At 69.4% G+C, this 12,156-nt stretch carries 12 protein-coding genes and 2 pseudogenes; 8 read left to right on the top strand and 6 right to left on the bottom strand.

What is annotated here, in order from left to right:
• Nucleotides 1-183 precede the first annotated feature (183 nt).
• The 4 genes from AC07OX_RS30135 (at nt 184) to AC07OX_RS30120 (ending at nt 2,315) form a co-directional block, all read left to right on the top strand.
• Nucleotides 184-900, top strand: coding sequence for a hypothetical protein (locus AC07OX_RS30135; RefSeq protein WP_070062429.1), 717 nt, complete (start codon nt 184-186; stop codon nt 898-900).
• Nucleotides 897-1,421 carry a GTP-binding protein gene (locus AC07OX_RS30130; protein WP_062469903.1) on the top strand — a complete coding sequence of 175 codons (525 nt, stop codon included), beginning with the start codon at nt 897-899 and terminating at the stop codon, nt 1,419-1,421. The genes AC07OX_RS30135 and AC07OX_RS30130 overlap by 4 nt, the downstream gene beginning before the upstream one ends.
• A gap of 47 nt (nt 1,422-1,468) precedes the next feature.
• Nucleotides 1,469-1,852 (top strand): roadblock/LC7 domain-containing protein, encoded by a 384-nt coding sequence (locus AC07OX_RS30125; protein ID WP_062469906.1) that lies wholly within the window; start codon nt 1,469-1,471, stop codon nt 1,850-1,852.
• A gap of 103 nt (nt 1,853-1,955) precedes the next feature.
• Nucleotides 1,956-2,315 carry a hypothetical protein gene (locus AC07OX_RS30120; protein ID WP_070062428.1) on the top strand — a complete coding sequence of 120 codons (360 nt, stop codon included), beginning with the start codon at nt 1,956-1,958 and terminating at the stop codon, nt 2,313-2,315.
• Between the two features lie 55 nt (nt 2,316-2,370).
• On the opposite strand, the gene AC07OX_RS30115 is transcribed toward AC07OX_RS30120, so the two are convergent.
• The 5 genes and pseudogenes from AC07OX_RS30115 to AC07OX_RS30095 all read right to left on the bottom strand — a co-directional run bounded on the left by AC07OX_RS30115 (nt 2,371) and on the right by AC07OX_RS30095 (nt 7,502).
• Nucleotides 2,371-3,612: a dienelactone hydrolase family protein gene (locus tag AC07OX_RS30115; protein WP_495263118.1), complete on the bottom strand. Its 1,242-nt coding sequence runs from the start codon at nt 3,610-3,612 to the stop codon at nt 2,371-2,373.
• A gap of 51 nt (nt 3,613-3,663) precedes the next feature.
• Nucleotides 3,664-4,152 (bottom strand): annotated as a pseudogene (locus AC07OX_RS30110) (flavin reductase family protein); the annotation flags it as partial.
• Nucleotides 4,153-4,161: 9 nt separating this feature from the next.
• Nucleotides 4,162-5,397, bottom strand: a pseudogene (locus tag AC07OX_RS30105) (styrene monooxygenase/indole monooxygenase family protein); the annotation flags it as partial.
• 13 nt (nt 5,398-5,410) lie between these two features.
• Entirely contained in the window at nt 5,411-6,658 is a 1,248-nt protein-coding gene (locus AC07OX_RS30100; RefSeq protein WP_070062425.1) for a styrene monooxygenase/indole monooxygenase family protein, read from the bottom strand.
• 49 nt (nt 6,659-6,707) lie between these two features.
• Nucleotides 6,708-7,502, bottom strand: a complete 795-nt coding sequence (locus AC07OX_RS30095) for an SDR family oxidoreductase (protein WP_492728105.1) — start codon at nt 7,500-7,502, stop codon at nt 6,708-6,710.
• A gap of 184 nt (nt 7,503-7,686) precedes the next feature.
• On the opposite strand from AC07OX_RS30095, the gene AC07OX_RS30090 reads away from it, so the two are divergent.
• Complete coding sequence (locus AC07OX_RS30090; RefSeq protein ID WP_495263117.1) at nt 7,687-8,697, top strand: AraC family transcriptional regulator; 1,011 nt, start codon at nt 7,687-7,689, stop codon at nt 8,695-8,697.
• A 15-nt stretch (nt 8,698-8,712) separates the two neighbouring features.
• Here the strand turns inward: AC07OX_RS30090 and AC07OX_RS30085 are convergent, their stop codons facing one another.
• Nucleotides 8,713-9,522: a siderophore-interacting protein gene (locus AC07OX_RS30085; RefSeq protein ID WP_495263116.1), complete on the bottom strand. Its 810-nt coding sequence runs from the start codon at nt 9,520-9,522 to the stop codon at nt 8,713-8,715.
• Nucleotides 9,523-9,632: 110 nt separating this feature from the next.
• On the opposite strand from AC07OX_RS30085, the gene AC07OX_RS30080 reads away from it, so the two are divergent.
• From AC07OX_RS30080 to AC07OX_RS30070, 3 genes are all read left to right on the top strand, one after another.
• The gene (locus AC07OX_RS30080) at nt 9,633-10,277 is read left to right on the top strand and encodes a TetR/AcrR family transcriptional regulator (protein WP_495263115.1); all 645 of its coding nucleotides are present in this window, start codon (nt 9,633-9,635) and stop codon (nt 10,275-10,277) included.
• A 398-nt stretch (nt 10,278-10,675) separates the two neighbouring features.
• On the top strand, nt 10,676-11,626 hold the full coding sequence (locus tag AC07OX_RS30075) for a universal stress protein (protein WP_095746320.1): 951 nt from the start codon (nt 10,676-10,678) through the stop codon (nt 11,624-11,626).
• Nucleotides 11,616-12,131: a hypothetical protein gene (locus AC07OX_RS30070; RefSeq protein ID WP_062469933.1), complete on the top strand. Its 516-nt coding sequence runs from the start codon at nt 11,616-11,618 to the stop codon at nt 12,129-12,131. Before AC07OX_RS30075 ends, AC07OX_RS30070 begins: the two co-directional genes overlap by 11 nt.
• Nucleotides 12,132-12,156 lie beyond the last annotated feature (25 nt).

The raw sequence follows: 12,156 nt of genomic DNA, 5'->3' as shown, positions 1-12,156 counted from the left end.
CCTCCAAACAAACACTTTAGTTCTCCCAGCCAGCGTTGCGATCGGCGTCTCCGTCCAACTTCTTACAGTGAGTGCTTAAGTTGCAAAAAGAACGGCGATGCCGCCTCCAATCGGTGTTTTCGATGCGGTTGAACGCAACATCCCACAGCGGCCGGCCGATGGGCACGGTGGTGCGGAGGCTGCATGACGGCCGTTAACACCGTTCCCAAAAGTCAACGCGCCCTGCTGAGCTACAGCGTCGAAGGGCTGCCGCACCGCGAAGAAGTGCTGCTCAAGTCGCTGATCCGGCTGCTCGACCACCGCACGCACCAGAACTGGTCGTGGAAGGCCGAACAGGCCGACCTGCGGGTCGTCGGCGACCAGGTCGCCCTCGCCGCCGCCTCGCCCCAACCGGCGGTGCCCACGCTGACCGTCGCCCATGCCGACCCGCAACGCGGCCCTTTCCTGGCCCTGCCGCTGCACACCGATGCGCTGGAAGTGGCGCTCAACCGCCTCGGCGCGATGGTGGTCCACGCCCGCGGCCTGGGGCTGGCTACGACCGAGGTGCCGATCGGCGAGCACGAAGAATTCCGCATGCTGCGCTGGCCGCCCGCGGCCGTGCTCGAGGCGCCGATCCGCCTGCGGCTGGCCACGCTGATGTCCAACCGGCCGGCGTCGGTGCTGTCGCTGCAGCAGCGCTCGCCCGCCACGCGCCAGGAGTGCGCGGACTTCCTGGCCGACCTGCAGCGCGCCGGCCTGCTCGAACGCGCCGCGCCCCCCGGCGCGCTGGTGGCGGCCTCGGCCCCCGACAGCGTCTTTCCCGACAGCCGCTTCCCGGCACCCGCCCGCGACACCGTGCAGCCCGGCCTGCTCGCACGCATCAGGAACCGACTCGGCTTGCTGCCGTCAGGCCCTCAATGACCGTAGAACACAAGATCCTCTTCACCGGCACCATGGGCGCCGGCAAAACCACGGCCATCGCCGGCGTGAGCGAGATCCCGCCCGTGAGCACCGATGTGCGCAACAGCGACACCTCGGTCGCCAAGGCCACCACCACGGTCGGCCTGGACTACGGCGAGCTCACGCTCGACAACGGCGAGAAGCTGCGCCTGTACGGCACGCCCGGCCAGATGCGCTTCGACTTCATGTGGCGCATCCTGGGGCGCGGCGCGCTCGGCGTGGTGATCCTGGTGGACAACAGCCGCCCCGATCCGCTGGCCGACCTGGACATCTACCTGGACGGCTTTGCCGAACTCATTGCGCAGACCGCCTGCGTGGTGGCGGTGGGCCGCATGGAAACGCACCCGAGCCCCGGCATCGACGCCTACGCCCGGCGCATGGAGGCCAAGGGCGTCGTGTGCCCGGTGCTGCCGGCCAACGTCACCGATGCGCAGCAGGTCGTGCAGCTGCTGGAACTGCTCCTGCTCCAGCTCGAGGTCTGAACGCAGGACGCCCCTCTTTTTCTCCTCTTCCTTCCATTCAGGCAGCAATGAACATCACTCCAAGAATCAGGCTTGCAGCGGAATCGGCCATCGACACCCTGATGCGGGAAATCAAGGGCGTGAAGGCCGTGGTGATCTCGACCGAAGACGGCCTGGAGCTGGCCGCGCGCGTCGAGAACACCGCACAGGTCGCGCGCCTGTCGGCCATCGCCAGTTCGCTCGCCGCTTTGGGCGCCGTGGCCGGCGAGGAAAGCCAGCTGGGCCACTGCGACAACGTGGCGATCGAGGCCACGCATGGCCACATCCTGATGCTGCAGGCGCGGCATCCCGAGATGACGCTGATCGTGAGCGTGGTCACCAGCCGCGAAGCCATCATCGGCCAGGTCCTCTACTTCGCGAAGCAGGCGACGCAGCTGCTGCAGCACGCCTGACGCCGGGCTTCGGCGCACCACACCCATTCGACACCGGCAGCCGCCCATTCCCTTCGCCCGGGTGGCCGCCGACTTTCAGGGGCGAGGACTAGGAAAGATTTCGATGGCAAATATCAAGCAATCCATGGACGAACTGATGACCTGCGACGGCGCCCTGTGCGCGGCGCTGGTCGATTCGAGCAGCGGCATGATCCTGGGCCAGATCGGCTCGGGCGTCGACCTCGAGGTGGCCGCCGCCGGCAACACCGAAGTGGTCCGCGCCAAGCTGCGCACCATGCGCGACCTCGGCCTGAACGACAGCATCGAAGACATGCTGATCACGCTCGGCAAGCAGTACCACATCATCCGCCCGATGCAGAAGAAGGAAGGCCTGTTCGTCTACCTGGTGCTGGACAAGACCAAGTCGAACCTGGCCATGGCGCGCCGCAAGACGCTCGACGTCGAACAAGGCATGACGGTCTGAGACGCCCGCCGCGTCCCGCGCGGCGGCTGCGCCGCGCGGACGCCTCAGGTTCGCATCAAGCGCGCGTCAGCAACGTGTTCGACGGCAGCGTCTCGTCGAGCAGCTTGCGCGCCGTTTCCACGCCCGCCACCGGCAGCAGCGCCGCGTCGAGCAGGCCCACCTGCACCAGCACGCTCGCCTGGTCCCAGTAGATGTGCTCGTGGTAGAGCTTGTCGCCGCGAAACTTGATGACCGCGAGCAGCGGGATCTCCACGCGCTTTCCGGTGGGCGCCACGCCGGGCAGCATCCACGGGATTTCGGTGGTGTGGGTGAAGCAGAACAGCATCTCGTCGACCACCTGCGTCGCGCCCACGGTGCGCGAGATCGGCACCAGCGAGGTGTCGGGCGGGTTGCTGTTGACGAAGTGGTTCGTATAGAACGCGTGCAGGTTCTTGTAGCCCACGCCGCCGGTCATGGTCGGGATGTGGTTGACGTAGGGCTCGGCCACCATGGTGCCCATGGTGTCGTCGACATTGCGGGTGCCAAACTCGTACTCGCAGTGCTTGTCCCACAGCGCGGCCAGGTCGTAGTTCGGGCCGATGGCCGACTTCAGCGCGGCCACGCTGCGCTCGTGCGCCATGAGCGCCGAGGCACGGTGGAAGTGCTCGCCGCCCACACGCGCGAAGGCATGGTCGACGCCGGGGTACACATGCACCTCGACGTTCGGCCGGCCGCGCAGCGTCTGCACGATGCGGTCGCGCGCTTCGGGCGGGCAGAAGCCGTCGAGTTCGGCCACGTGCAGTGCCAGCTTGCAGTGGATGCGGTCGGCCTCGTCGAGCGCGGCGTCGATGCCCACGCCGTAGTAGCCCACGGCCACGTCGGCGTCGGTGCGGCAGGCCGCCAGGTAGGCAAGCTTGCCGCCCAGGCAGAAGCCGAGCACGCCGACCTTGCCGCCGGGCACCTCGGGGCGCTGGCGCAGCGCGGTGATGGCGGCCTGCATGTCCTGCATGCCAAGCGCTTCGTCGAAGCCCTGGTACAGCGCGAAGGCGCGCTGCCAGTCGTCGGGCGTGTAGCCCAGCTGCACGTCGGGCTGCTGGCGCCAGAACAGGTCGGGCACGAGCACCACGTAGCCTTCCTCGGCGTAGTAGTCGGCCACGTCGCGCATGGTCTTGTTGACGCCGAAGATCTCCTGCGCGAGCACCAGGCCCGGGCCGGTGCCGCCGCGCGGCAGGGCCAGGTAGGCGCCGAAGCTGCCGCTGCCGTCGGCGGCCTGGATGCGGATGTCTTGCGACGAGGAGGTGGATGCCTTGTTCTGCATGGGTGTGTGACTCCGTTCAATGCTCAAAGGTGGACGTGGGGAACCAGGGCCTCACTGTACGCATTCCGGATGGCGCGTCGTGACCTGGTAGTAGCCCGAGTGAAAAACCAGCGGCTCGCCGTCGAAGCGTTCGTAGCCTTCGACCTCGCCGATGAAGATCAGGTGGTCGCCGCCGTCGTACTGCCGCACGTTGCGGCACACGAAGCGCGCGAGCACGCCGTTGAGCAGCGGCACGCCGGCCGTGCCCTCGCAGCAGTCGACGCCGCCGAACTTGTCGGCCTGCGGTGTCGAGAACTGGCGCGACAGGTGGTGCTGCGGCGCGGCCAGCACGTTGATCGCGAAGTGGCTCGCGCCGGTGAAGTCGGCCACGCTGGGCGCCTGCCGCGCGAGGCTCCACAACACCAGCGGCGGATCGAGCGACACCGAAGAGAACGAGTTGGCCGTCATGCCCACGCGGCGCCCGTCGAGCGCGCGCGTGGTGATCACGGTGACGCCGGTGCTGAACTGGCCGAGCGCCTTGCGGAAGTCACGCCGGTCGAAGCGGTCGACCGCGGCCTCGCGCGCCTTGGCTTCGAGAAAGCGATCGGCCTCGGCCGCGTCGAACCACCAGGGCGCGAAATTGCGCGGATCGTCGAAGCCGTTGACCACCGCGCTCGCCACGGCCGGCCTGTGCGTGGCGCTCTGCAGCAGCTTCTGCAGGTGCGGCGCGGGCGGTGTGAGCAGGCTGTGCGTCCAGTCGGTGGCCCAGCGCGCGTAGCCCTCCCAATAGCGGTCGAAGGTCTGCTGCATCCACGCGGCATCGAACGGCGCGTCGCCATGTTCGAGGATGCGCTTGAGGTAGATGTCAGCCGCCTTGGCCGCGTTGTTCGAGCCCTGCCCCGTGATCGGGTCGTTGAGCACCACCGCGTCGGCGAGCCCCAGCACCTGGCGGCCCGAGGGCAACGTCGCGACCGGGTGGCGCACCACGGGCGTGACGCGGCCACGCAGCACGCCGTGGTCGTCGGTGAGCTCGATGTGTTCGCAGCGCTCGGCCTCCCAGGGCAGGAAGGTTTCGAGAATCTGCTTGCTGCGCGCCAGGTGCTCCTGCGGCGTCTTCACGTCGTCCCAGCAATCCATCGGGCCGCCGGGCACGCCCTCGAACACCATGATCTCGCACGGGCCGCTGGTGGTCAGTGCCGGGAACACGAAGTACTCGCCGACACCCGGAATGAGGTTGAAGCTCACGGCCGCGAACGGTTCGCGCGGGCGCATGCCCTTCACGTAGGTGAGCGCCAGCGCGCGCTGCGGTGCATCGAAGGGCGAGCGCGCCGCGTCGCGCGGGAACAGCGCCGAGATCTCGCCCTTGCCGCTCGCGACGACCACGAGGTCGTGCGTGCGCGCGCAGTCTCCCAGCGTGTCGAGGTCGGCGTCCTGGTGCACGAGGCGACCGCCACGCGCTTCAAAGAGCTGCATCCACGCAGAGATCTTCAGGCGCTGGTCGACCGACTGCGCGGGGCCGTCGAGCTTCGCCTCCCACGCGATGGCGCGGCTGCCTTCGGGACTGCGCACCGACATGCCGATGCCCTCGACCACCGGGCAGGTGTCGGCCCAGCTGTCGAGCCCCAGTTCGCGCTCGGTCTGCAGCGCGGTCTCGAACATGCACTGGCTGGACATCACCGGCCCGTCGAAGATCTCCTGCGCCGTGCGGTTCGCATACACCGTCACGGCGTACCCCTTGGCCCGCAGGCCCAGTGCGAGCTGCATGCCGGACTGGCCGGCGCCGACGATGGCCACGCGTCGTGTCATGCGCTGGCTCCGCCTACGCAGCCGCCGCGGCGGCCGCGCAGGTGTCGAGGTAGCGGTCGGCCTCCTGCGGGTCGGCGAACCACGGGAAGAAGGTGCGCGGATCGTCGAAGCCGTTGGCGATGGCGCTGGCCATCGGCGGCACGGCGCCGGCGCTGCCGAGCAGCTTGAGCACGTGCGGCGGCGGCGGTGCGAGCAGCATGTTGGTCCAGCGCGTGACCCACTGCGCATAGCCGAACCAGTAGCGGTCGAAGGTCTGCTGCATCCACGGCGCATCGGCCGCGCCCTCGCCGCGCGCCAGGATGCTTTTCAGGTACGTGTCGGCGCACTTGGCCGCGTTGTTCGAACCTTGCCCGGTGATCGGGTCGTTGAGCACCACCACGTCGGCCAGGCCGAGCACCTTGCGGCCCGAGGGCAGCGTGGCGATTGGCTTGCGCACGGTGGGCGCGAAGCGGCCGGCGAGGATGCCGTTGTCGTCCGTCAGCTCGATGTCGGCGCAGCGCTCGGCCTCCCAGGGCGTGAAGGTGTCGAGAATCCACTTGCTGCGCGCCAGGTGCTCCTGCGGCGTCTTCACGTCGGCCCAGCAGTCCATCGGGCCGCCGGGCACGCCCTCGAACACCATGATCTCGCACGGGCCCGTGGTGGTGAGCGCCGGGAACACGAAGTACTCGCCCACGCCCGGAATGAGGTTGAAGCACACGGCCGAGTACGGCGTGCGCGGGCGCATGCCCTTCACGTAGGTGAGCGCCAGTGCGCGCTGCGGCTGGTCGTAGGTCGACTTGGCGGCGTCGCGCTCGAAGAGCTTGGAGATCTCGCCCTTGCCGCTGGCCACCAGCGTGAGGTCGTGGCTGCGGGTGCAGGCCTCGAGGTCGTCGATGCCCGCGTCCTTGAAGACCAGCTCGCCGCCCTTCTGCTGGAACAGCGCCATCCACGCCGGCACCTTCACGCGCTGGTCGACCGACTGCGCGCTCGAGTTCAGCCGCGCCGCCCATTCGATGGCCTTGGCGCCCTTCTGCTCGGGGTGCGGCACGGCGAAGCCGATGCCATCGACCGTGGGGCAGTCGCTGGCCCAATGGTCGAGCCCGAGGTCGCGCTCGACCTGCAGCGCGGTGTGGAACATGCACTGGCTCGACATGACCTTGCCGTGGCGGATGTCGTCCGCCGTGCGGTTGCTGTACATCGTGACCTCGTAGCCTGCGTCCAGCAGGCCCAGTCCCAGTTGCAGACCCGACTGGCCTGCGCCGACGATGGCGATTCGCTTCATGGCTTGCTCCTTCTGTGTTGTCTCGTGAGGGTGTTGTTGTGGATGCCGATCAGGGTTCCATCAGGCGGGGAATCGCGGGCACGGCCTGCTCCGGGCCCATGGCGGAGTAGCCGCCGTCCACCGCGTAGTCGGCGCCGGTGACGAAGCTCGCGTGCTCGGAGCACAGGAACAGCACCACCTGCGCCACCTCGTCGGGGTCGCCGACGCGCCCCAGCAGGTGGTAGGGCGCGGCCACGCGGTCGGTGCGCGCGCGGTCGCCGCCCGTGAGCTGGTCCATCACGGCTGACCAGGTCCAGCCCGGCGAGACGCTGTTCACGCGGATGCGGTCGGGGGCGAGGTCCATCGCCATGTTGCGCGTGAGCTGCGCCATCGCGGCCTTGCTCACGGGGTAGAGCCAGCGCCCGGTCTGGGCCACGCGCGACGAGATGCTGGTGAAGTTGACCACCGCCCCGCCGCCGGCCGCCACCATGTGCGGGTGCGCCGCCTGCAGCATCGCGACGGCGCTGGCCACATTCACGTTGAACGAGGTGAGCCAGTCGGCGCGCGGCGACTTGAAGCCGTCGTCCACGTACGAGCACGCCAGGTTCACCAGAAAGTGCACGCCGCCGTGGCGGGCCGCGGCCTCGTCGACGCAGGCCTTCACCTGCGCGTCGTCGGTGATGTCGGTGCGCACGAAGCGCGCTCCGGCGCCCAGCGCGTCGGCCAGCGGCTGGCCCTTGTCGGCGTCGATGTCGGCGATGACCACCTTCACGCCCGCCGCGTGGAAGGCGCGCACCACGCCGGCGCCTATCAATGTCGAACCACCCGTGACGATGGCGCTTTTGCCTTCGAGTCCCTTGAACATGACGCTTGCTCTCCTCGGTTGAATCGCCGGTTCGGCGAATGGGCCAAAGGTAGAGCGCCGGGCCTCGCCGGCCGATCCCGAAAACGCAGGCGCTGTCCTTGCCGCGCAGGTTTTTTCGGGGGTTCCAAGGGACGGCCCGAATTGTGGGCTGGAAGGCTTTTTGCTACGGTCTGCCCGCTTCCCTATGGAAACCGCCACCGCCCCACGGCTGCCGCTGCAGCGTTACCGTTTGTTCGAGAGCCACGACATGGACGAGGCGCGCGAGAGCGTGGCCCGCGTGTTCTGCCCCCACGGCCTCACGATGCTGCGCCCGCGCACCGAACTGGACGCCTGCCACCACAGCGCGCGGCTGCACCGCGACGTGAGCCTCAACTACGTGCAGTACGGCCCCGGCGTGCAGATCGACCCGGGCTACCTGCAAGACTTCTTCCTGTTGCAGATTCCGTTGCGCGGCGGCGCCGACATCCGCTGCGGCGGCCAGCAGGTCGACGCCACGCCGCGCGTCGCCTCGCTGCCCTCGCCCACCGAATTGCTGTCGATGCGCTGGGCCGACGACAGCCCGCACCTGATCGTGCGCATTGCGCGCGCGGCGCTGCTGTCGCGGCTTGAGGCGCTGCTGCAGGCGCCCGTGCGACAGCACCTGGTGTTCGAACTCGGCGTGCCGCTGGACAATCCCGCGCTCGCGCCGCTGGTGCACTTCATCGACTACCTGCGGCTCACGCTCGACGCCGGCAACGCGCTGCAAGGCGGCGGGCGCCTGGCCGAGCATGCCGAGGAGTACCTGATGTCGAGCCTGCTGATGTCGGCCGGCCACAACCACTCGCGCGCCCTGGCCGGCGACGCGCAGCGCCACCTGCTGCCGCGCGCGGTGCGCAAGGCGCAGGAGTTCATGGCCGCGCACGCCGAGCAGCCGCTGTCGCTGGCCGACGTGTGCCGCGAGGCCGGCTGCAGCGCACGCGCCCTGCAGATCGCGTTCCGCCAGCATGCGGGCCAGGGACCGATGGAGTTCCTGCGCGAGCTGCGGCTGGACCGGGTGCGCGCCGAGCTGCAGGCCGCGTCCACGCAGATTGGCGTGCGCGACGTGGCGGAAAAATACGGTTTCCTTCACCTGGGCCATTTCGCCGCCCAGTACCGCGCACGCTTCGGCGAGCGGCCCTCGGACACCCGCACGCGCCACGCACCGGCGGAACACTGACCCGGCGCGTCGGGCTCAGGCCCGGTCGCGGTGATCGGCTTCGCCGTGCTTCCAGTAGCCCTTGGCGGTCAGGCGCGTGCGCGCCAGGCCCTGGTCGTTCAGGAAATGGGCGCGCAACGTGCGCACCACGCCCGACTCGCCCGCCAGCCAGATGTAACCCGGCCCCGCCGGCTGCGGCCGGTGCATCAGCTGTTGTTGAAGCGCCAGCCCCGGCTCGGCCGAATCGCCGGTGAGCCAGCAGGTGCGCAACACAGCCTGGCTGCGGATCTCCTGCACATCGGCCGCCGTGGGCACTTCGACATAGGTCTTGAGGCGGATCTCCGGCCCGAGGCTCGCGGCAATCGACTGGATCGCAGGCAGCGCGGTCGCGTCGCCCGCCAGCATCACCCAGCGCGCGTCGTCCGGGAGCGCGAAACCGCCGTCGCGCGGCCCGGCGAAGCCGATGCGTTCGCCCGGCTGCGCCCGTGCCGCCCAGGCCGAAGCGGGGCCTTCGTGGCCGCTGTCGCCGTGCAGCACGAAGTCCAGCTCGAGCGTGGCGGCGACGCGGTCGATGCGGCGAATGGTGTAGGCCCGCCCTTCGCCGCCGGGCACGAACACCTTCACCCAGGCGCCGGGTTGGTCGGCCGCCGCGTGGCGCAAGAAGGCCGCGACGTCCGGGCCGCCGAGGGTGATGCGGCGCATGTGCGGCGTCACGAGGCGGCACTGCAGGACGTGGGCTTCCAATCGCGCACCGCGCTCGGGCGGGGCCGCCGCACTCGGTTGCGGGGATTGGAAGGCGGAAGGCAACGCACGCGGCGCGTGGGCCTCGGAGGCATTGGCTGTCATGGTGTGTGTATCGATTCGGATGTTGCGAACTCTTGAATGCGAGCATTTGCTCGGCTCCTCTTAGAATACGAGCCTTCACTCGCATTGAAAACTCGCATTCGGAACGCCCGATGAAATCCCTTCCCCAGCCAAGAAAGGCGCCGCGCCAGGCGCGCTCGCAGCAGATGGTCGAAGTCATTCTGGAAGCCACGGCTCGCGTTCTGGGAGAACGCGGCTATGCCGGCACCAACACCAACGTGGTGGCCGAACGCGCCGGCGTGAGCGTGGGCTCGCTCTACCAGTACTTTCCGAACAAGGACGCGCTGATCACGGCGCTGCACGAGCGGCACGCGGGGCAGATGTACGCGGTGATCGACGAGGTGCTGGCCGCCTCGCGTGCGCGCAGCCTGCGCGGGCGCGTGCAGGCCATGGTGCGCGCGCTGCTCGCGGCGCATGCGCTCTACCCGGCGCTGCATCGCGTGCTCGAAAAGGAGTTTCCCTTCTTCGACACGCCGCGCGAAGAAAGCCCGGCCGACCACGACATCTTCCGGCGCGTGCGCCAGCTGCTGGACGAGCACCGCCCCGAGCTCGCGCCGCGCAACCTCGACCTCGCCACCTGGGTGGTGCTGCAGATCATGGAGACGCTGGTGCATGCGGCCGTCATCGAGCCGCCCGCGCAGTTCGAGCCGGCCGCGCTCGAGGCCTCGATCGTCGATGCGCTCATGGGCTATCTCTGCGGCCCGGCCGGGCGCCAGGCAGTGGGATCTCATGCGTGAACCTCCAGGAAGACAGGGACAGACACGGAAACACGTCCCCTCCTGCGCATGACAAATGAAAAGGAAAAATGGGAAGCCCCACCGCGCACGCCCTGCACCGCGCGGCTCCAATCTGGCAAAGGTTGTGCGGGTACTGAACGGATTCGGCCGCATCCGGCCTAGACTCCCCCGCATGAACGCCCAGCCCTTCCTCCACACCTCGACGTCCCGCCCCGGCGGTTGCACGCCTGCGTGGGCGCGGATGACAGCGGCGGCCCAGCAGACGCCCGCACATTCCTGAGCCCGGCGGTCCGCCTCTTTCCCCCTCTCTCTTTTCAGCGCAAACCATCGACCGCCGGGCACCTGCCCCGCGCGGCTGCGCCCCCGTCATCCGGGGTCGCGTTCGACTGGAGTGCGTCATGCATCATCATCAGGTTCAGCGGGAGCACGCCCTTCCCGGAGGCGGCGTCGCATCCAGCACGCCGTCCTTTCAATCCATCCTCGCCGTCACCGACCTGACGGCGCGCGGCAACCGCGCGGTCGAACGCGCCGCACTGCTCGCGGCCGAACACGGCGCGCTGCTGAAGCTCGTCTACGCGCCCGCGGACCTGGCGCCGCTCGCGCACGCCGAAGCGGCCACCGCCCTCGCGGGGCTGGCCCGCGCCATGGCCTCGCGCTTCGATGTGCTGGTCAAGCAGGTCGCGGGGCCGGGCGGCGGCCTCGCGCAGATCGTGGACGAGGCGCGCTACGTCGACCTCGTGGTGCTGAGCCACGAACGCGACCGCTCGCCCGCCGCCTTCTTCACCGGCCAACCCGTGGAGCGCCTGCTGCGGCAGCTGCGCTGCCCGGTGCTCGTGACGCGGCTCGACACGCGCCTGCGCTACAGCCGCATCCTCGTGGCCGTCGACTTCACGCCCGCCTCGCGCGAGCTCGTGAGCCTGGCCCACGGGCTGGACCCCGACGCCGCGCTGGAGCTGTTCCACGCGCTCAACACGATGCACGAGAGCAAGCTGCGCTACGCCGAAGTGTCCGAGCACGCCATCAAGACCTACCGCCACGACAGCATGCGGCAGGCGCGCGAGCGGCTGTTCTCGCTCACCGACTCGTCGAGCGCGCGGCGCAACCGCGTGCTGTCGGCCATCGGCCGCGGCGACCCGGCGCGGCAGGCCACGGTGCAGCAGCAGCATGCGCGCGCCGAGCTGCTGGTGGTCGGCAAGCGCCGCGCCCATCCGCTGGCCGACTTCCTGTTCGGCAGCGTGGCGCAGCGCGTGCTGTGCTGGGCCACGGGCGACGTGCTGGTCGTGCCCGCCGACCGCCGCGCCGACACCCCGTCGCTCGTCATTTCGAGGAAGCTGCAAGATGTTCGCTGAAGACCCGCTCACCAAGTACCCGTTGCGCCAGTCGCTGCTGCCCGGCGCCGAAGGTCTGGCCGTCTTCGCCCAGCGCGGGCCGGTCGACTGGCTTTCGCGCCCCGACCAGTACGTGTTCATCTGCGAAGGACGCGGCGGCCGGATCTACGCGGCGAACGAGGCCGCGCTCGAAGAGGCCCAGCAGTTGATCCGGGACGCGCACGGCGACCAGGTCGTCTCGCGCGAACCCGAGATCCACACCTTCGTCGATCCCGCGCTCGACGCCGTGGTCGAGCCGATCATGTTCCTGCGCCTGAAGAGCCCGCGCGCCTACGCCACCGTGCTGCGCGACGAACTCGACCGGCGCCGCGCGGACGTGAAGGAAGAAGACCTGCAGCGCCACGACGTCGTGATCCGCGCCGAGGTGCGGCTGGCCGACCTCATGGGTTACGCGAAGTCGGCACTGGCGATGTCGAACGGCTCGGCGGTGATCTGGAACTGGCTGCTGCGCTACGGGATGGCCTGAGGGCTGCGGCCGGGCGCCTCTTCCC

It is taken from the genome of Variovorax sp. GW821-FHT09D07, assembly GCF_059416345.1.
The sequence above is the reverse complement of the archived record's forward strand: the minus strand, read 5'-3'. Positions and strand labels throughout refer to the sequence as shown.

What these genes read in the sequence shown, in the direction of transcription:
- AC07OX_RS30135 (WP_070062429.1), top strand. Translation starts at nt 184, where the DNA reads ATGACGGCCGTTAACACCGTTCCCAAAAGTCAACGCGCCCTGCTGAGC.
- AC07OX_RS30130 (WP_062469903.1), top strand. Translation starts at nt 897, where the DNA reads ATGACCGTAGAACACAAGATCCTCTTCACCGGCACCATGGGCGCCGGC.
- AC07OX_RS30125 (WP_062469906.1), top strand. Translation starts at nt 1,469, where the DNA reads ATGAACATCACTCCAAGAATCAGGCTTGCAGCGGAATCGGCCATCGAC.
- AC07OX_RS30120 (WP_070062428.1), top strand. Translation starts at nt 1,956, where the DNA reads ATGGCAAATATCAAGCAATCCATGGACGAACTGATGACCTGCGACGGC.
- AC07OX_RS30115 (WP_495263118.1), bottom strand. Translation starts at nt 3,612, where the DNA reads ATGCAGAACAAGGCATCCACCTCCTCGTCGCAAGACATCCGCATCCAG.
- AC07OX_RS30100 (WP_070062425.1), bottom strand. Translation starts at nt 6,658, where the DNA reads ATGAAGCGAATCGCCATCGTCGGCGCAGGCCAGTCGGGTCTGCAACTG.
- AC07OX_RS30095 (WP_492728105.1), bottom strand. Translation starts at nt 7,502, where the DNA reads ATGTTCAAGGGACTCGAAGGCAAAAGCGCCATCGTCACGGGTGGTTCG.
- AC07OX_RS30090 (WP_495263117.1), top strand. Translation starts at nt 7,687, where the DNA reads ATGGAAACCGCCACCGCCCCACGGCTGCCGCTGCAGCGTTACCGTTTG.
- AC07OX_RS30085 (WP_495263116.1), bottom strand. Translation starts at nt 9,522, where the DNA reads ATGACAGCCAATGCCTCCGAGGCCCACGCGCCGCGTGCGTTGCCTTCC.
- AC07OX_RS30080 (WP_495263115.1), top strand. Translation starts at nt 9,633, where the DNA reads ATGAAATCCCTTCCCCAGCCAAGAAAGGCGCCGCGCCAGGCGCGCTCG.
- AC07OX_RS30075 (WP_095746320.1), top strand. Translation starts at nt 10,676, where the DNA reads ATGCATCATCATCAGGTTCAGCGGGAGCACGCCCTTCCCGGAGGCGGC.
- AC07OX_RS30070 (WP_062469933.1), top strand. Translation starts at nt 11,616, where the DNA reads ATGTTCGCTGAAGACCCGCTCACCAAGTACCCGTTGCGCCAGTCGCTG.